We start from the raw sequence: 18,837 nt of genomic DNA on the forward strand, positions 1-18,837 counted from the left end.
GACGAGTTACAGACTGCCACAGGAGGCATTGATCAGGGAAATAGCTAGACTGGTTGATGTTGATCGGAGGTGGTTATCAGTGGTGGCATCGGTGCCGCTCGCGGGAGCCGGTGGCGGCAGGCCGCGCCAGCCCAGCCTCGCCCAGCTGAGGGCGTTCGCCGCGGTGGCCGAGCACCTGCATTTCCGCGAGGCCGCGGCCGAGATCGGGATGAGCCAGCCCGCGCTGTCCGGAGCGGTCTCGGCGCTGGAGGAGGCGCTGGGCGTGCAGCTCGTCGAGCGTACGACGCGCAAGGTGATGCTGACCTCGGCGGGGGAGCGGGTGGCGGCCCGGGCCCGTACGGTCCTGAGCGCGGTCGGCGACCTGATGGAGGAGGCGGAGGCGGCCCGCGCGCCCTTCACCGGTGTGCTGCGGCTCGGCGTCATCCCGACCGTGGCGCCCTACCTCCTGCCCACCGTGCTGCGCCTGGTCCGCGACACCTACCCCGACCTCGACCTCCAGGTGCACGAGGAGCAGACCGCCTCCCTGCTGGAGGGGCTGGCCGGCGGCCGCCTGGACCTGCTGCTGCTCGCCGTACCGCTCGGTGTGCCCGGAGTGGCCGAACTCCCGCTCTTCGACGAGGACTTCGTGCTCGTCGCCCCCAAGGACCACTGGCTCGGCGGCCGCAGCGATCTGCCGCGCGAGGCGCTGAAGGAACTGGATCTGCTGCTGCTGGACGAGGGGCACTGCCTGCGCGACCAGGCCCTGGACATCTGCCGCGAGGCGGGGCGCGAGGCCGGCGCTCCGGTGACCACGAGCGCGGCGGGCCTGTCGACCCTGGTCCAGCTGGTGGCGGGCGGCCTGGGGGTAACGCTGCTTCCCCGTACGGCACTTCGCGTGGAGACGGCCCGCAACGACCTGCTGACGACGGGCTACTTCGCCGACCCGGCGCCGTCGCGGCGCATCGCACTGGCCATGCGGTCGGGGGCCGCGCGGGGGGAGGAATTCGAGGAGTTCGCGGGGGCGCTGCGGGGGGCTATGAGGCTGCTTCCGGTGCGGATCGCGGACCGCTGAGGGCGGTCATGGGCGGGCGGCTTCCAAGATCGCCGCTACGTCGAGGGCGACTTCGGCGCCGATGGACCCGGGAAGAGGGACCTGCTCGCCGGGGGCGTGGACGCGGTGCTTGTCGTATTCGTTGGCGATGGGGTCCTGAAGGACGTGGAGGCGGTCGTGCTTGCGGTCGACGATCACGTAGACCGGGATCTTGGCGATCGCGTATGCGGCCACCTTGGCCTTGAGGTCGGTGTTGTAATTGGACGAGGTGACCTCCAAGACCAAACGGAAGATCGCCGGGTCGTAACAGTTGTCCTGGATGTAGTGATCGCGGTAGTCGGCGTCGACAATCGCCAGGTCGGGGATCGCGTACTCCTCCGGGCCCTCGGGAAGCCATACGCCGAAGGCTTGCACCACTCGCGTCTCTGCCCCGTGTGCGGCCGCGAATGTGAAGGTGAGGTCGGTCAGTGAAACGGCATGTGAGCCGTCGGCGGGCGGTGTCACGATCAGTTGTCCCCCGATGATCTCGACTCGGAAGCCGGGGTTCCGCTCGGAGAGTTCCCTCGCCGCGTCGAGCAGACTGGGCAGCTTGCCTTCATGCGGGTACTCGACCGCTGCGGCAGACATGGCGCCTCCAAGTGGCTGGTGTCGAGAGCATCATCGTAGGCAGAGGTGCTCGAATGTGTCCCGCTCCGCAGCGTTGACCCGTTCGTGGGCTACTCCGTGCGAAGCCCGTCCGGCCGCATCGCGCGCCACAGGATCGGCAGGCTCAAGGCGGTGACGGCGAGGACCGCCGCCGCGGCCGAGCCGGTCAGGGCGGCGAGGGTGAGCCAGTCGACGGTGAAGTCGTGGACGCTGCCGACGAGGCCGAGGAGGAGCAGGCCCAGGCCCAGGCCGCAGACGACCGCGAGGCCCAGGCCCAGGGCGACGGGGACCGCGGTCTGCCAGACGATCGACCAGCCGAGGGTGGCGTGCGGGGTGCCGAAGGCGTTCAGGGCCGACAACAGGCGCCTGCGCTCGTGCAGTTGCCCCAGTACGGAGATCAGCAGGCCGGTGCCGATCAGGGCCATGACGGCGAGCGCGCCGAAGGCCAGGGCGGCGCGGAAGACGGAGTAGGTGGCGAAGGGCGCGAGGGCGCCGCCGGAGGGGGCGAAGACGCCTGTCCGCAGGTCGAAGCGGGCCGCCGCGTTGCGCAGGTGCTCGACCGCGGCCGGGTGGCCGGGGCCGGTCCTCACCCGCGCCTCGATGAGCGGTGAGGGCAGCAGCGTGGGGTCCAGTGCCCCGGGGGTGGCCAGGACGTCGGCGTCTTCCAAGGGGGACGGGCCGAGCCGGAGCGGGACGCGCGGAGCGGTGGCGGGCACGGTCCACGGCGTGGGGGAGCGTGTGCCCTCGCGCGGGCCCAGCAGGAGCCGGGCGCCGGGGCGCGGGGTGTCCGGGGGGATGCCGCCGGGACCTTCGGAGTCCCCGGACGCCTGCGGCAGGAAGACGTCGCCGTCCGCGCACCGGCCGGTCTCGGCCAGCTGCCGCAGCGTGGCGCAGTCGGCGACGGTGACGCGGTACTCCGGTGGGTCCGCGCTCCGGCTGCCCGCGAGGGTCGCCGGGCCGCTCACCGCGCCGTCGACGCTGCGTACTCCCTCGACCGCGCGCAGCCGCTCGAACAGCTCGGGCGCCCGGTCGGCGGGCAGGACCCCGCTCCAGGACTGGACCGTGTAGTGGTCGGTGGGCCGGGGCGTGGGCACCGTCTCGCGCATATCGGCCACCGCCGTTCCCAGCAGGACCTGTACGGCGATGGCGCCGGCCACCGCGACGGTGATCGCGCTGACCGGCCTGGCGGCTGCGGAGCCGCTCAACTGCAGCCGCCGCAGGGCCAGTTGCCAGGACGGCGCACCCCTGCCCGCGCGGGCGGCGACGGCCTGGACCAGCCAGGGCATCAGGGCCGCGACGCCCAGGATCAGCAGGCTCGCGCCCAGTGCGAGCAGGGCGGTGCCCCGGTCGCCGGTGAGTCTGCCCGGCCCGTACAGCGAGAGCAGCACGGCGGCGCCGGTCAGCGGCAGGAGCAGCCGCCACCACAGGCGGCGCCGCCGCTGCGGGCGCGGGCGCACGACCCGCAGCGGCTCGACGGCCACCGTGCGCAGGGCGAAGAGGGTGACGGCGACGGCCGTGACGGGCACCGCGAGAGCGATGAAGGCGGCGAGCCCGGCGTCGGGCGTCACGTCCCGTGCGTAAAAGCGATAGGAGAACAGCTCCAGCCCGGACAGGAGTTGACGGCAGATCAGAAAGACGGCGAGGCCCACCGCGAGCCCCAGCAGGGAGCCCGCCAGCGCCTCGCCCGCGGCGATCCGGCTGGTCGTGGCGCGGTCGGCGCCGACCAGGCGCAGCGCGGCCAGCCGCCGCTCCCGGCGCTCGCCGCCCAGGCGTACGGCGGTGGCGATGAAGACGGCCACCGGCACGAGCAGCGCGACACAGCCCACCACGATCATCAGCAGCATCAGCGGCGGCGGGTCGAAGGGCGGCCGTGCGGACTCGAAGGCCGTGGCGCGCTCGACGGATCCGTCGTCGGTGGGGCGCAGCGCGTCCGAGCCCGCGTAGAACGCCAGCGTCTCGGTTCCGTGCCCGGCCTCGTCGCCGATGCGTCCGGTGACCCGGTAGTCCTGGTAGCGCTCGCGCAGCAGTGCGCCGCCGGGCGAGGCGAGCAGCTCGGCCAGCGCGGGGGTGACCACCATCTCGCCGGGGCGCGGCAGCCGGTCCAGGCCCGGTGGTACGGGGGCCGCGGGGCCCTCCGGCTTCAGCAGCACCCCCTGGATCGGCCGGTCCCCGAACGCGCCGTCGGCCCGGCCGACGAGTACCGAGCCGCGGCTCGGGGGCTCCTGCGTGGCCGACGCCGTGCTGGTGAACCGGTCGCGGTCCATGGAGGTGCGGATCGCGTGGGGGATGGAGGCGGCCAGCAGAAGGACGACGACGCCGAGGCCCACGCCGAGCGCGGTCAGCGCCGTACGCAGCCAGCCTTCGCGGCCGCCGACGACGGCGAACCGCACGCCCATGGCGAGGTCCTGGAACCAGCGGGCGGCGGGCCGCCGCGCGTCCTCGGTCATCCTGTCCCCCTCGTGCCCTTTTGCGCTGTCGTCGGCGCCCCGTCACTCCGTCCGCAGGCCGTCGGGGCGCATCATCCGCCACAGCGGCGGCAGGCTGACCGCGGTCACCAGCAGGATCACGCCCCCGCCGATGGCGGCCATGCCCGCCACCACCCACCAGTCCACGAACACCGCGCTCTCGATCATCGCCAGCAGCAGCGAGCCCAGGCCCACCCCGCCCGCGACCGCCAGCGCGAGGCCGAGGACGACGGGCACGGCGGTCTGCCACAGCACCGACCAACCCAGGGTGGAGCGCCGGATGCCGTAGGCGTGCAGGACCGACAACAGGCGCCTGCGCTCGCGCAGTTGCTCGACGGTGGTGATGACGAGCCCGGCGCCGATGAGCACCAGGGTGACCACCGCTCCGGCGAACAGCGCGTTGCGGATGCTGACCAGCTGCTGGTCGTGCGGGTTGTGCAGATAACTGTGCTCCGAGATCGTCGGGTTGATCCGCGTCGCGGTGGTGCGGATGCGCTCCACCACGTCGGGCACCGACGGATCGAAGTCGACCTTCAGCTCCATGTGCGGGCGCTGCATCCGGGAGAGGTCGATCGCGCCCGGGGTGGCCAGTACGCCGCCGCCGAGGAAGAGGAGGCGGTCCTCCTCGGACTCCTTGGCCTTGACCGTGCGGGCCGAGGCGGGGATGGTCCACAGCCGGGGCGGTCCCATGTCCTCGACTCCCTCGTTGGGGTTGAGGTTGAGGCGGGCGCCGGGCTTGGCGAACAGCGCGTCGGCGGAGCGGGCGGGGGACGGCGTGACCAGGTCGTCGGTCACGAAGACATCGCCGTCCTTGCAGGAGCCGATGTGGGCCAGCTCGCGCAGCTGGGTGCAGTCGCCGACCTTGATCGCCTCGGTCAGCACATTGCGGTAGTCCCCGCCGGGGCCGCCGACGTCCCGCACCCGGCCGTTGTCGCCCTCCTTGCCGCCCCACCCCTGGATGTAGCCGCGCGCCTGCCGTACGCCCTCGGTGGCCCGCAGTTCCTTCAGCGCCCGCTGTGCCTCCGGCCAGTTCGTCGCGTACCCGCCGAGGGCCAGCTGGGGACGGAGGTTGGCCTCGGCGTAGGAGCTCTGGTAGCCGATCTGCATGCCGGTGAGCAGCATGTGGACGGCGATGGCGCCGGTGACGGCGACGGTGATGCCGCTGACCGCGCGGGTGGCCGCGCCGCTGCTGAGCTGCAGGCGGCGCACGGCCAGCTGCCAGGGCACCGGACCGCGGCCGTGCAGCCGGCCCACCACCGCCTCCACCAGCCACGGGAGCAGCGCCGTCACACCCAGGAGCAGCAGTACCGCGCCGGTCACCAGGCCCAGCGAGGTCAGCGCGTCCGTGGCGTACTGCATCTGCCCGATCATCGGCAGCAGCAGGGCCAGGCCCGCCAGCGGCAGCAGCACCCGCCACCACAGGCGGCGCCGTCTGACGGGCCGGTTGCGTACGAGACCGAGCGGTTCGGCGGTGACCGCGCGCTGGGCGAGCAGCGTCACCACGATCGACATCAGCGGCACCAGGGCCGCGATCGCGCCGGCCAGCAGCGGGTCGGGCGTGACGTCGGTGGGGAAGACGTTGATGTTCCACAGCGTGACGACCATCGCCAGCTGCCGCAGTGCGAAGAAGAGCGCCACACCGGCCACCAGGCCGAGCAGGGAGCCGAACAGCGCTTCTCCCGCGGCCATCCGGCGGGTGCTGCGGACGGTGGCGCCGACCAGGCGCAGCGCGGCCAGCCGTTGTTCGCGGCGCTCGCCGCCGAAGCGGATGGCGGTGCCGATGAAGACCATGACGGGCGTCAGCAGCACCACGCAGCCCATGATGACCAGCACCATCAGCGGGGCGCGCAGCGGTTCGCGCTCGAATTCCCGGCCGAAGTGGGCGGTGCGGTAGCCGTCGCCGACGCGCAGGGTGTCGCTGCCCGCCAGAAAGGTCAGTTCGGCGGGGCCGAGCAGACCCTCGTCGCCGATGGTGCCGACGTTCTTGTACGGGATCCGCTCGCGCAGCAGCTCGTTACCGGGGTCGTCCAGCAGCTTCTTCAGGGCGGGGGAGACCAGCATCTGCCCGGGGCCGGGGAGCTTGTCCACGCCCGGCGGCCGGGGCGGGTGCTTCCCGTCGGGCCGCACGATCCGGCCCTGGATGCCCTGGCCCTCGAAGGTGGTCTGCGCCCTGGCGAAGACGATGGTGTTGTCGGCCCGGTCGACCGTGTAGAGCTGGCCGCCGACGGTCTCGCGGGCCTTGTCGCGGGCGTGCGTGGCGGCGAGCAGGTTCGGTACGGAGGCGCCCACCAGCATGACGGCCACGCCCAGGCCGACGCCCACCGCCGTCAGGACCGTACGGAACCAGCCCTCCCGGCCGCCGGTCCAGGCGAAGCGCATACCCATGGTCAGGTCGCGCAGCCAGGCGGCCGGGCCGGTGGGGGGAGTCGCGCGAGACATGGTGCGAATCGTACTTTTTGCCGCGTCCTTGCCCGGGGCTTCGCCACCCTTGGTGGCGCGGTCGCCGAGCAGGGTCATATGAGGCCCGCCAGCATGTCCTTGATCTTGCCGTCGCGGACGATGACCTCGCGGTCGGAGTAGGCGGCGACGCGGGTTTCGTGGGTGACCAGGACGACGGCGGCGTTGGTGTCGCGGGCGGCGTCGGTCAGCAGCGTCATGACGCGTTCGCCGTTGAGGGAGTCCAGCGCGCCGGTGGGCTCGTCCGCGAAGATGACGCGGGGGTGGCCCGCCAGGGCGCGGGCGACGGCGACGCGCTGTCCCTGCCCGCCGGAGATCTCGCCGGGGCGCTGGGTGCGGACGCCCTCGACCTCCAGGCGCTCCAGCCAGGACAGCGCGTGGGCCTCGGCCGCCTTGCGCTTGGCGCCGTTCAGGCGCAGCGGCAGGGCGACGTTCTCCAGGCAGGTCAGCTCCGGGACCAGCTGGCCGAACTGGAAGACGAAGCCGAAGTCGGTACGGCGCAGCGCGCTGCGCTCGGCGTCGCTCAGATCCGTCACCACACGGTCGCCGTAGCGGACCGTGCCGGAGTCCGGGCGGATGATCCCGGCCAGACAGTGCAGCAGGGTGGACTTGCCGGAGCCGGAGGGGCCCATCACCGCCACCACCTCGCCGGGGTGGACGGAGAAGTCCACCCCGTCGAGCGCGGGCGTGGGGCCGTACGCCTTGTGCAGCGACTCGGCGGCCAGCAGGGAACCGGCGGGGGTCATGCGCGCACCGCCGCCGCGAGCTTGTCCAGACGGGCCGTGGTCAGCTCCAGCCAGCGCAGATCGGCCTCCAGGTGGAACAGTGCGTGGTCGCAGATGAGTTGATCGGCCAGATCGCCCTTGCGCTTGCGCTCGGTCAGGCCGCGCATCAGCCGCAGATGCTCGGTGCGCTGGGTGTCCAGCAGCTCGGCGGCGTCGCGCTCGGTCAGCAGCGCGAGAACGACCTTGGTGTAGAGCGTGGACTGCAGATACGGCTCGGGCTTCTCCGGGCGGGCCAGCCACTGGGCGACATCGGTGATGCCGGCGTCGGTGATGGCGTAGCGCTTGCGCTCGGGACCGGCGCCCGCCTCCACGCCGTCCACTTCGACCAGGCCGTTCTTCAGCAGCCGGGACATGGTCGAGTAGACCTGCCCGTAGTGCAGCGGGCGGTCGTGGCCGAAGTGTTCGTCGAAGGCCCGCTTGAGGTCGTAGCCGTGACGAGGGCCGGACTCCAGGAGGCCCAGCAGCGTATGACCGATTGACATGCCGACCACCTTACTTCGGGAGTGTGTTCATGGTGTATACGCGCCTTGTATAGCCAATCCGCCGCCGCGGCAAGGCCCTGGGCGCTCAGGGCCCGAGGCCTCACTCCGTACGCAGGCCGTCGGGGCGCATCAGGCGCCACAGGGGCGGCAGGCTGAGCAGGGTGACGGCCAGGACCAGCCCGGCGCCGGTGCCCATCAGCGGCCAGATCACCGAGTAGTCCATGCCGGTCTTGCCGACCATCCGCAGCAGGACGTACGCGAGGCCCAGGCCGGTGGCGGCCGCGAGGGCGAGCCCGAGGCCGACCGGCAGCGCGGTCTGCCACAGCACCGACCAGCCCAGGGTGGCCCGGCGGGTGCCGAAGGCGACCAGGACCGACAGCAGCCGGCGCCGCTCGCGCAGCTGCTCCAGGGTGTTGACGAGCATGCTGGTCGCGATCAGCAGCATGGTCGCGATGGAGGCGACCAGCAGGCCCCGGCTCACACTGGCGAAGCGGGGGTCGGTCTCGGTGGCGGTCATCTGGAAGACCCTGGCGGCCGGGTCGATCCGGGCGGCGGTGTTGCGGGCGAACTCCAGGGCGTCCGGCACGTTCGCGTCGACCTGCAGCATGGCCTGGGCCGTGGGGGTGGGCAACTGCCGCACGTCCAGTGCCCCGGTGGTGACGAACAGCCCGTTGGCGACCTGGCCCTGCGGGTCGGGGCGGCCCGCGACGGTGCGCAGCGAGGAGGGGATGCGCCAGGGGCGGAGCGCGCCGACGGGCTTGCCGTCCTCGAAGCGGTTGAAGACCACCGCGGCGCCGGGGCGGGCGACCTTCGGCAGGTCCTCGTCCTGGTAGGAGTTCTTGTCGCCGGTGATGACGAAGGCGTCCCCGTCCTTGCAGGAGGTGACCTTCGCCTTCTCGCGCAGGGTCGCGCAGCTGCCGACCGTGAGGGAGGTGCTGGGCGGGTCCGCCTCGCCCTTGGGCGCGGGGCCGGGGAGGGAGACATGCGACTCGACGGTGGCGAGCACACCGCGCACGCCCTTGGTGGCGCGGAAGTCGTCGATCATCCGCTGTGCGGTGCCGCCGTCCTGGGCCGGGAGCATCACCATCAGCTGGGCGCGGGTGGGGTCCTGCCCCGTCTCCTCGGTATAGCCCTGCGACACGGACGAGAACAGCATCTGCAGCGCGATGGCACCGGCCACCGCCACGGTGATCCCGCTGACCGCGCGGGCGGCGGTGCCACTGCTCAACTGCAGCCTGCGCACGGCCAGTTGCCAGGCGACCGGGCCGCCCTTGAGCCGGGCCACCACAGCCTCGACCAGCCACGGCAGCAAAATCGTGACGCCGAGCAGCACCAGCACCGCCCCGGCGCTGATCGGCCAGGTGTTGACCGACCGCGAGGCGGGGTCCACGGTCCCGGACAGCACCAGCAGGGCCAGGCCGGCCAGCGGCACCGGCAGCCGCCACCACAGCCGGCGGCGACGGGGGGTGGCGCTGCGTACGACACCCAGGGGCTCGATGGTGATACCGCGCAGTGCCAGGAGCGTGACGGCGACGGCCGCGGCGGGCACGGCCACCACGATCAGGGCCGCGAGCGCGGGGACCGGGGTCAGGTCGGAGGGGAAGGCGTTGGCGCTCTCGATGCCGACCTCGCCGATGAACTGCCGCCCCACGAGGAACAGTCCGACGCCCACGACGAGCCCGAGGAGCGAGGCGAACAGCGTCTCTCCGGCGGCGATCCGGCGCGTCATACGGCTGTCGGCGCCGACCAGGCGCAGCGCGGCCAGCCTCCGGTCGCGCCCCTCGCTGCCGAAGCGCACCGCCGTACCGATGAACAGGGCCACGGGCATCAGCAGCACCACACAGCCGACGATGACCAGCACGATCAGGACGGGGTCCAGACCCGTGGCCGGGATCTTCCAGCCGTAGTGGTCGATGCGGGTGGCCGCGCCGTCGCCCGCGAGGGTCTTGGCGTCCACGCCCGCGTAGTAGACGTACTCGTTCGCGTTGAGCAGGCCCGCCTTGCCCACGGTGCCCACGACCTTGTACGGGATCCGCTCGCGCAGCAGTTCGCTGCCGGGGTCGTCCAGCAGCTTCTTCAGGGCGGGGGAGGCCACCATCTCGCCGGGGCCGGGGATCTGGTCCACGCCCGGCGGGAGGGGCGGGCGGCTGCCGTCCGGGGACAGCTGGGTGCCGCTGATGCTGGTGCCGCGGAAGTCGGTGCCGGTGGTGCGGAACTGCAGGGTGGTGTCGGAGGGGCGGGGGTCCGTCTCGGCGGTGCCGGGGCGGCGGGCGTCGGCGCGCTCGTTGCGGTTGTCCATCAGGGTCGGTACGGAGGTGGCCCCCAGCAGCAGGGCCACGCCGAGGCCGACGCCGATGGCGGTCAGGGCCGTACGCACCCAGCCCTCGCGCCCGCCGCCGACGGCGAAGCGCACGCCCATGGCCAGGTCGCGGAGCCAGGTGGCGGCGCGCGGCGGGGCGGCGGGGTCCGGGTCCTGGCGGCCCTGGCGTTCGTCGAGGAGGGTCATGCGGAGGCCGCCAGTTCCTTGATCTTGCCGTCGCGGACGACGATCTCGCGGTCGGAGTAGGCGGCGACGCGGGTTTCGTGGGTGACCAGGACGACGGCGGCGTTGGTGTCGCGGGCGGCGTCGGTCAGCAGCGTCATGACGCGTTCGCCGTTGAGGGAGTCCAGCGCGCCGGTGGGCTCGTCCGCGAAGATGACGCGGGGGTGGCCCGCCAGGGCGCGGGCGACGGCGACGCGCTGTCCCTGCCCGCCGGAGATCTCGCCGGGGCGCTGGGTGCGGACGCCCTCGACCTCCAGGCGCTCCAGCCAGGACAGCGCGTGGGCCTCGGCCGCCTTGCGCTTGGCGCCGTTCAGGCGCAGCGGCAGGGCGACGTTCTCCAGGCAGGTCAGCTCCGGGACCAGCTGGCCGAACTGGAAGACGAAGCCGAAGTCGGAGCGGCGCAGCGCGCTGCGCTCGGCGTCCGGCATCTCGGTGAGCAGGTGCTCGCCGTAGCGGACCGTGCCGGAGTCCGGGCGGATGATCCCGGCCAGGCTGTGCAGCAGGGTGGACTTGCCGGAGCCGGAGGGGCCCATCACCGCGACCACCTCGCCGGGGTGGACGCAGAAGTCCGCGCCGTCGAGCGCGGGGGTGGGTCCGTACGCCTTGTGCAGCGCACGGGCCTCTAGCAGGGAACCGGCCGGGGTCATAGCGGAGCCTTCGGGAGTACGGGCAGGGAGCGCCACGAGGTGGGCATGTCACGTACTCTACATCAGGTGTATACACGTGATGTATAGCCGTTCTGTCGACGGGGTCCGCTCCCGGCCGCTACCGCTCACCTTCCCCCGATGCCGTCGGGTCCTCCGGCTCCGGCGCCCTGCCTGCCTTCGGCGGGCGCCCGCGGCGGGGTATCGCCCCCGCGTCCCTGGGCAGCCGTCCCGCGTCCGCGAGCGCCTTGCGCAGCAGGAACTCGATCTGCGCGTTGGCGCTGCGCAGTTCGTCGTTCGCCCAGCGCGCCAGCGCGTCGTGCACCAGCGGGTCCAGCCGCAGCAGCACCTGCTTGCGCTGCTGCGGCCGCCGCCCCCGTTTGTCGGGGCCGTCCTCGCTCACTGGTAGAGCGATCCGGTGTTCAGCACGGGCTGGGCGGCCCGGTCACCGCACAGCACCACCATCAGATTGCTCACCATGGCCGCCTTGCGCTCCTCGTCCAGCTCGACGATGTCCTGCTCGCTGATCCGCGCCAGCGCCATCTCGACCATGCCGACCGCACCCTCGACGATCTGCTGACGGGCCGCCACGACCGCTCCGGCCTGCTGGCGCTGGAGCATCGCCGAGGCGATCTCGGGAGCGTACGCGAGGTGGCTGAAGCGGGACTCGATGATCCGCACACCGGCCGCCTGGACGCGGGCGGTCAGCTCGACCGCGAGCTTCTCGGTGATCTCCTCGGCGTTGCCGCGCAGGGAGAGGCCGTCCTCCTCGTGGGCGTCGTAGGGGTACTCGATGGCGATGTGCCGCACCGCGGCCTCGGTCTGGGTGGCGACGAACTCCAGGAAGTCGTCCACCTCGAAGAGCGCCTGGGCGGTGTCCTCCACCTTCCACACGACGATCGCGGCCAGCTCGATCGGGTTGCCGTAGGCGTCGTTGACCTTCAGCACCGCGGTCTCGTGGTTGCGCACGCGGGTGGAGATCTTCTGGGAGCTGGTGAGCGGGTTGACCCAGCGCAGGCCGTCCTGGCGGATCGTGCCGACGTAGCGCCCGAAGAGCTGGATGACCCGGGCCTCGCCGGGCGCGACCATCTTCACGCCGCTCATGCAGAACAGCGAGGCGAAGAAGAGCAGGATGCCGACGATGACGAGCGGGGCCCCGATGCCCGCCTTGCCGCCGTTGGCCACCACGCCGCCCACGATGGCCAGCGCGATGCCCGCGAAGACCCCGAGGACGGTCAGCAGCAGTCCGAGGCCGCCCGCGATGCTGTGCGCCGGGGTCTCGCGGACCTGCGGCTCGGGCATCTCGGGGGCGTCGGCCACAAGGTCGTCGGCCGGTCGGCCGGCCGGAGTCTGGTCGGTCATGGGCTTCCCCGTTTCTGATGTCACTGGTCTAGCAAACTGATATCAGTTTAAGGGTTCTCTTAGGTGGGTGCGCAAGTCTTGGCTGATGGTTGCCCGGCGGTTCCCCCCGAGTCGGGTGCTCTTTGTCACGTCCGTAAAAGCCTTGATCGATGAGTATTTGGTGACAGATGCGGTGTTAGCTTCGTGAGCTGAGTTATTGGGGGCGGAACGACTGGAGTTACTGGAGCGATGGGCCGAGCGGACGCGAGACGGGCGCGGCAGGGGAGCGCCCGCCGGGCAAAACCGACGTCGAGGAAGGCGTCGAGGTCGAGGAAGTCGAAGACGAAGAAGACCGGCATACGCCGCTTCTTCACCTGGAAGAAGCTGGTCGGCGCGTTCTTCGCGGTGTGCCTGCTGGGCATTTTGGGCTTCATCGGGCTGTACCTGTACGTGGACGTACCCAAGGCCAACGCGCAGGCGGAGGCCCAGAGCAACACCTACCGGTACTCCGACGGGTCGATCATGGTCCGCCGAGGCGAGGTCAACCGGGAGAACGTCCCGCTGTCCAAGATCCCCAAGCCGGTCCAGGACGCCTTCGTCGCCGCCGAGAACAAGACCTTCTACGACGACTCCGGCGTCGACCTGAAGGGCACCGCCCGCGGCATCCTGAACACCGTCATGGGCAAGGGCAAGCAGGGTGGCTCCACCATCACCCAGCAGTGGGTCAAGAACTACTTCCTGAGCCAGGAGCAGACGGTCAGCCGCAAGCTCCAGGAGATCATCATCTCCCTCAAGGTGGACAACAAGTACAGCAAGCAGGACATCCTCGCCGGCTACATCAACACCAGCTTCTACGGCCGTAACGCCTACGGCATCCAGGCCGCCGCCCAGGCCTACTACGGCGTCGACGCCGACAAGCTCAATGTCTCGCAGGGCGCCTACCTCGCCTCCCTGCTCCAGGCGCCCAGCCAGTACGACTGGGCCGTGGCCAGCGCGGCCGGCAAGAAGCGGGTCCAGGAGCGCTGGGCCTACGCGCTGGACAACATGGTCGAGATGAAGTGGCTCACCGCCCAGGAGCGGGCCAAGCAGAAGTTCCCCGTGCCCATCAAGCCCAAGCCCGCCCCGGGTCTTGAGGGCCAGGTCGGCTACTTCGTCGAGGCCGCCAAGAACGAGCTGATCAAGCAGGGCGTCGACGAGAAGGAACTGGCCGCCGGCGGCTGGACCATCAACCTCGGCATCGACGAGAAGAAGCAGAAGGCGCTGGAAGCGGCGGCGAAGGAAGGCTTCACCGACCTCCTCAAGCCCGACAGCCGCAAGGTCGACAAGGACGCCCAGCTCGGCGCCGCCTCGGTGGACCCCAAGACCGGCCACATCGTGGCGATGTACGGCGGTCAGGGCTACACCAAGCACTACACCAACAACGCGCTGCGCCAGGACTACCAGCCCGCCTCGACCTTCAAGCCGGTCGTGCTGGCCTCCGCGTTCAAGAACAAGTCCGTCACCCAGGACAAGCAGCCGATCACGCCCGACACGATCTACAACGGCACCAACAAGCGGCCGGTCAAGGGTCCGGGCGGCGGTGGCTACGCGCCGGAGAACGAGGACCAGTACAGCCCGCCGGGCGACGGCTCGATCTCGGTCCAGAAGGCCACCAACAAATCCGTGAACACCGTCTTCGCGCAGATGATCGTGGACGTGGGCATGGACAAGGTCAAGGACACCGCGGTCAGCCTCGGCATGAGCGACAAGATCGTGCCCCGGCCCGCGATGGCGCTCGGCTCGATGGGCGCCAGCCCCCTGCAGATGGCCGGGGTCTACGCCACCTTCGACGCCCACGGCAAGAAGGTCACCCCGACCCTGGTCACCTCCGCCGAGCGCAACGGCGAGGTGAAGTACAAGCCCAAGGACCCGGTCGGCGACGAGGTCATCGACGCCAAGACGGCCGACACCGTCACCTCCGTCCTCAAGGGCGTGGTCGACGACGGTACGGGCGCGGTGGCCAAGAACACCGACTACGACGTCGTCGGCAAGACCGGTACCTCCGACAACAACAAGTCGGCGTGGTTCGTGGGCTACACCCCCACGCTGGTCACGGCGGTCGGCATGTTCGGTGAGGCCCCCGAGACCGCGGGCAAGGTCCGCCAGGGCGACCAGGTCCCGCTGTACGGCGTGGGCGGCGAGGAGCGCGTCAACGGTGGCGGTTTCCCGGCCAAGGTCTGGAAGGCGTACACCGAGGAGGCCCTCGGCGGCGCGGCCAACGAGCGGTTCGACCTGGACACCGACCTCGGTGCCGGGGTGCCCCCGCCGCACATCCCCGCGCAGACGCCGTCCAGGACCCCGTCCCAGACCCCGTCGCGCACCCCCTCTCAGACGCCCTCGCAGACGCCGTCCCGTACGCCGACGCAGACGCCTCCGACGAAGACGCCGCCCACCCAGACCCCGCCGACGCACACGCCGCCGACGAACACGCCCACCAACACCCCCAGTCCCCCCTCGCCACCGGCCAGCGGCGGCCAGACCGGCGGCGACGACTCCGACGGCCTACCGGACCTGAACTGACCCGCACCACCCGCACCACCACCGACGCGGCCCGGCGCGTGGGGACGGCGGGACTTCTCCAGCGGACCGGTTCAGCCGCCGTTGACCTTGGCGGCGATGCGGTCGCCGATCTCCTTGTCGATGTTGCGCCAGTACTGCAGGGCGCGGGAGAGGACCGGGGCGGAGACGCCGGCCTTGAGGTGGCCGGAGACATTGCCGACCAGGCGCTCGCGCTGAGCGTCGTCCAGGACCTGGCGCACCATCGTGCCGGGCTGGCTCCAGTCGTCGTCCTCGCGGTGCAGCTTGTAGGCCTCGCGCACCATCTCGCCCGCCGCGGCCCAGCCCGCGATCTCGCCGAAGCGCTGGGTGTCGGCCGACGGGCCGCCGTACGAATTGGGCGCGTACGGGCGGGCCGCGCTGGAGGGCTCGTAGCGCATCGGGCCGTCCTTGGCGTACGAACTCACCGCGGAGTGCGCCTTGTTGGGCGGCAGCTGCGCGTAGTTGGGGCCGATGCGGTAGCGGTGCGTGTCCGGGTAGGAGAACAGCCGGCCCAGCAGCATCTTGTCCGGCGAGGGGCCGATGCCCGGCACGAGGTTGGACGGCTCGAAGGCCGCCTGCTCGATGTGGACGAAGAAATCCTCCGGGTTCCTGTCCAGCGTCATCCGCCCGACCTCGATCAGCGGGTAGTCGCCGTGCGGCCACACCTTGGTCAGGTCGAAGGGGTTGAAGCGGTAGTCCGCCGCGTCCTCGAACGGCATGACCTGGACGTGCATCGTCCAGGTGGGGGCGTTGCCGGCGGCGATCGCGTCGAAGAGGTCGCGGCGGTGGAAGTCCCCGTCCGTACCGGCCAGTTCATCGGCCTCGGCCTGCGGGAGGAACTCGATGCCCTGGTCGGTCTTGATGTGGTACTTCACCCAGAACTTCTGGCCGCCGCCGTTGATCCACATGTACGTGTGGGAGCTGTAGCCGTTCATGTGGCGCCAGGTCCTGGGGATGCCGCGGTCGCCCATCAGCCAGGTGACCTGGTGCGCCGACTCCGGCGAGAGCGTCCAGAAGTCCCACTGCATGTCGTTGTCGCGCAGCCCGTTGTCCGGGCGGCGCTTCTGGGAGCGGATGAAGTCCTGGAACTTGATAGGGTCACGGACGAAGAAGACCGGGGTGTTGTTGCCGACCAGGTCGTAATTGCCGTGCTCCGTATAGAACTTCAGGGCAAAGCCGCGCGGGTCGCGCCAGGTGTCCGGGCTGCCCTGCTCGCCCGCCACCGTCGAGAAGCGGGCCAGCATCTGCGTACGCTTCCCCGGCTGGAAGAGGTCCGCCTTGGTGAACTGGCTTACGTCATTGGTGACTTCGAACGTCCCGTACGCGCCGCCGCCCTTGGCGTGAACCACCCGCTCGGGCACCCGCTCGCGGTTGAACTGGGCCATCTTCTCGATGAGGTAGTGGTCCTGGAGCAGGATCGGGCCGCTGTCACCGATGGTCAGCGAGTGCTCATCGCTCTCCACCGGGATTCCGGCGTTGTTGGTGGTGTACGGGACCTGCGAGGAGCTGGTCATGGCAGAACGCCTCCCGTCGCATGGGGTGGGGGTCAGTCCCTGAGTCCACCCAAGCAGTCAACGCCGCCGACGGCATGTCGGCAACCGTTGGATGCCGTCCAGTTTCGGACGGCATCCGAGAGGCAGGCCTCGGCGGGGCCCCGGACCGGACGCGAGCCGTGGCGCCCGCGTCAGCAGGGCGCGCCCTTCGTCGGCTTACGGCGCCGCCCGGCGCCTACGGCATGGCCAGTTCGAACCACACCACCTTCCCCGTGCTCAGGCGGGTGGCGCCCCAGCGGCGGGCCAGGCGGTTGACGAGGTAGAGGCCGCGGCCGCCCTCGTCGGAGGGGCGGGCCTGGCGCAGGCGGGGGAGCTGGGGGACGTCGTCGCCGACCTCGCAGCGCAGGACGTCGGTGCGCAGCAGGCGGAGCGTGATGGGGCGCTCGGCGTACCGTACGGCGTTGGTGACCACCTCGCTCACCAGCAGCTCGACCTGGTCGGTCAGCTCCTCCAGGTCCCAGCGGGCCAGCGCGCGCCGGGCCAGCCGTCTGGCCTGTCCGGCGGTCTGCGCCTTGGGGTCCAGGTACCAGTACGCCACGTCGCTCGGCGCGATCCCGTCGAAGCGGGCGGCCAGCAGCGCGATGTCGTCGTCCCGGTCGCCGGGCCCGAGCATGTCCAGGACCTCGTCGCACAGCGGCTCCAGCGGCGGCGGGTTGGGCCCGGTGAGCCGGGCCGTCTCCGTCAGGCGCTCGCGCAGCTGCTCTATGCCGGTCCAGACGTCGCGGATACGGGACTCGACCAGGCCGTCGGTGTAGAGCACCAGCGTGGCGCCGGCCGGGGCGTCCAGCTCGACCGCCTCGAAGTCCACCCCGCCCACCCCGATCGGGGCACCCGGCGGCACCCGCAGCACCTCGGCGCGCCCGCCGCGGTGCAGCATCACGGGCGGCGGATGGCCCGCGTTGGCCACGATGATCCGGTGCGCCACCGGGTCGTAGACCGCGTACAGGCAGGTCGCCATCCGGTCCGAACCCAGCCGCTGCGCCTGCTCGTCCAGGTGGTGCAGCACCTCCTGCGGCGGCAGGTCCAGACCCGCCAACGTCTGCGCGGTGGTGCGCAGTTGGCCCATGATGGCGGCGGAGGTCATGGAGTGGCCCATCACGTCGCCGACCACCAGGGCCACCCGGCTGCCCGGCAGCGGGATCGCGTCGTACCAGTCGCCGCCCACCCGCGCCGTCTCGGCGGCGGGCAGATAGCGGCTGGCGAGCCGTACGCCCGTCGGCTGCGGCAGCGAGTCGGGCAGCATGGTGCGCTGGAGTGCGTCGGCGATGTAGGCCTCGCGCCCGTAGAGCACCGCTTTGTCCACGCCCAGCGCGGTATGCGTGGCCAGCTGCGCGGCCACCAGCAGATCGTCGGCCTCGAAGGCCGGACGGTCGGGCCGCCGCAGGAAGACCGCGGCGCCGATCACCCTGCGCCGCCCGCGCAGCGGCGCCAGGATCACCCGGTGCCCGCCCGGCAGCCGCGTCTGCGGCCCCAGCAGCTCCGGCAGGGCCGTACGCGCCGCCTGCGCCTCGCCGAACAGCGGGCGCACCCCGCGCAGCACCTCCGCCAGCGGCCCGCCGGGGCGCACCTCGGCCAGCTCGGAGGCGCCGCTGCCCATCATCGCGCCGAGATCGGGCTGTGCGGGCAGCATCGGCAGCCGCCCGCCGCTGGTGTCCAGCTCCTCGGGGATACGGTCGGTGCGCCGCAGCCGCAGCACCACGGGCCCGGTCGGCCGCTCGTCGCCCACCGGCAGCGGGTCGCGCAGATACACCAGGATCGCGTCGGCGAAGGTGGGCACCGTCGCCCGGCACAGCCCCAGCACGATCTCGTCCAGGTCGATACCGCGGGCGATGCGCCGGGTGGCGGCCCCGATGAAGCGCAGCCGGTCGCCGCCCGCCTGGCGTGCGGCGGCGGTCTCGGGGCTCTCGCCGGGCTGGGCGGGGTGCGCCGAGCGCGCGGGCGGGGTCTGGGTGCGCCCCGGCTCCTCCGGCGCGGGCGCCCCCGCGTCCGGAGCGCGGTCGCGCGAAGCGCTCGGTGCGGGTACGCCGTCGCGCGCCCTCGCCGGCCCGCCGTCCCGGGGGCGGCCGATGCCGTCCCCGCCCGTCCTGGTCTCCTCGCGCTGTCCGCCGTCGCGGTCCGCGCCCTCGCCCCGTCCTGCGGGCCCGCGCGCGGGTCCGCACTCCGGCGTCTGGCCCCTGACCCCGGGCGCCCCGGCGCAGTCCCCGGTCACACCCCTCGCCTGCCCCTGGAGGGCCGCGGCATGCGCGGCGTCGTGGTCGGTGCCGTCCGGGCCCGCGTTCCGCGGGGCTCGGCCCTCGGTGTCCAGGGGCGCGCGGC

The 18,837-nt window shown here is 71.9% G+C and carries 13 protein-coding genes; 2 read left to right on the forward strand and 11 right to left on the reverse strand.

Features of this window, described 5'->3' with window-relative positions:
• Positions 1-79: 79 nt before the first annotated feature.
• Entirely contained in the window at positions 80-1,051 is a 972-nt protein-coding gene (locus tag AC4IJH_RS27755; RefSeq protein ID WP_490854613.1) for a hydrogen peroxide-inducible genes activator, read from the forward strand.
• Positions 1,052-1,057: 6 nt separating this feature from the next.
• On the opposite strand, the gene AC4IJH_RS27760 is transcribed toward AC4IJH_RS27755, so the two are convergent.
• From AC4IJH_RS27760 to AC4IJH_RS27800, 9 genes are all read right to left on the reverse strand, one after another.
• On the reverse strand, positions 1,058-1,657 hold the full coding sequence (locus AC4IJH_RS27760) for a Uma2 family endonuclease (protein WP_490854614.1): 600 nt from the start codon (positions 1,655-1,657) through the stop codon (positions 1,058-1,060).
• Positions 1,658-1,746: 89 nt separating this feature from the next.
• Positions 1,747-4,122, reverse strand: coding sequence for an FtsX-like permease family protein (locus tag AC4IJH_RS27765; RefSeq protein ID WP_490854615.1), 2,376 nt, complete (start codon positions 4,120-4,122; stop codon positions 1,747-1,749).
• A 42-nt stretch (positions 4,123-4,164) separates the two neighbouring features.
• Positions 4,165-6,579, reverse strand: a complete 2,415-nt coding sequence (locus tag AC4IJH_RS27770) for an FtsX-like permease family protein (RefSeq protein WP_490854616.1) — start codon at positions 6,577-6,579, stop codon at positions 4,165-4,167.
• A 74-nt stretch (positions 6,580-6,653) separates the two neighbouring features.
• Complete coding sequence (locus AC4IJH_RS27775; protein ID WP_490854617.1) at positions 6,654-7,343, reverse strand: ABC transporter ATP-binding protein; 690 nt, start codon at positions 7,341-7,343, stop codon at positions 6,654-6,656.
• Entirely contained in the window at positions 7,340-7,864 is a 525-nt protein-coding gene (locus AC4IJH_RS27780; RefSeq protein ID WP_490854618.1) for a PadR family transcriptional regulator, read from the reverse strand. Before AC4IJH_RS27780 ends, AC4IJH_RS27775 begins: the two co-directional genes overlap by 4 nt.
• 100 nt (positions 7,865-7,964) lie before the next feature.
• On the reverse strand, positions 7,965-10,370 hold the full coding sequence (locus tag AC4IJH_RS27785; RefSeq protein WP_490854619.1) for an ABC transporter permease: 2,406 nt from the start codon (positions 10,368-10,370) through the stop codon (positions 7,965-7,967).
• The gene (locus AC4IJH_RS27790; protein ID WP_490854620.1) at positions 10,367-11,053 is read right to left on the reverse strand and encodes an ABC transporter ATP-binding protein; all 687 of its coding nucleotides are present in this window, start codon (positions 11,051-11,053) and stop codon (positions 10,367-10,369) included. The genes AC4IJH_RS27785 and AC4IJH_RS27790 overlap by 4 nt, the downstream gene beginning before the upstream one ends.
• A 118-nt stretch (positions 11,054-11,171) precedes the next feature.
• Positions 11,172-11,453 carry a type II toxin-antitoxin system antitoxin gene (locus tag AC4IJH_RS27795; protein ID WP_490854621.1) on the reverse strand — a complete coding sequence of 94 codons (282 nt, stop codon included), beginning with the start codon at positions 11,451-11,453 and terminating at the stop codon, positions 11,172-11,174.
• On the reverse strand, positions 11,450-12,412 hold the full coding sequence (locus AC4IJH_RS27800; protein ID WP_490854622.1) for an SPFH domain-containing protein: 963 nt from the start codon (positions 12,410-12,412) through the stop codon (positions 11,450-11,452). The genes AC4IJH_RS27795 and AC4IJH_RS27800 overlap by 4 nt, the downstream gene beginning before the upstream one ends.
• A gap of 228 nt (positions 12,413-12,640) precedes the next feature.
• Here AC4IJH_RS27800 and AC4IJH_RS27805 point away from each other — a divergent pair, with 228 nt between their 5' ends.
• Entirely contained in the window at positions 12,641-14,950 is a 2,310-nt protein-coding gene (locus tag AC4IJH_RS27805; protein WP_490854623.1) for a transglycosylase domain-containing protein, read from the forward strand.
• Positions 14,951-15,021: 71 nt separating this feature from the next.
• Here AC4IJH_RS27805 and AC4IJH_RS27810 read toward each other — a convergent pair whose 3' ends face one another.
• On the reverse strand, positions 15,022-16,482 hold the full coding sequence (locus tag AC4IJH_RS27810; protein ID WP_490854624.1) for a catalase: 1,461 nt from the start codon (positions 16,480-16,482) through the stop codon (positions 15,022-15,024).
• 214 nt (positions 16,483-16,696) lie between these two features.
• The gene (locus AC4IJH_RS27815) at positions 16,697-18,589 is read right to left on the reverse strand and encodes a SpoIIE family protein phosphatase (RefSeq protein WP_490854626.1); all 1,893 of its coding nucleotides are present in this window, start codon (positions 18,587-18,589) and stop codon (positions 16,697-16,699) included.
• Positions 18,590-18,837 lie beyond the last annotated feature (248 nt).

The sequence above is a fragment of the Streptomyces sp. UF-297 genome (assembly GCF_058245575.1).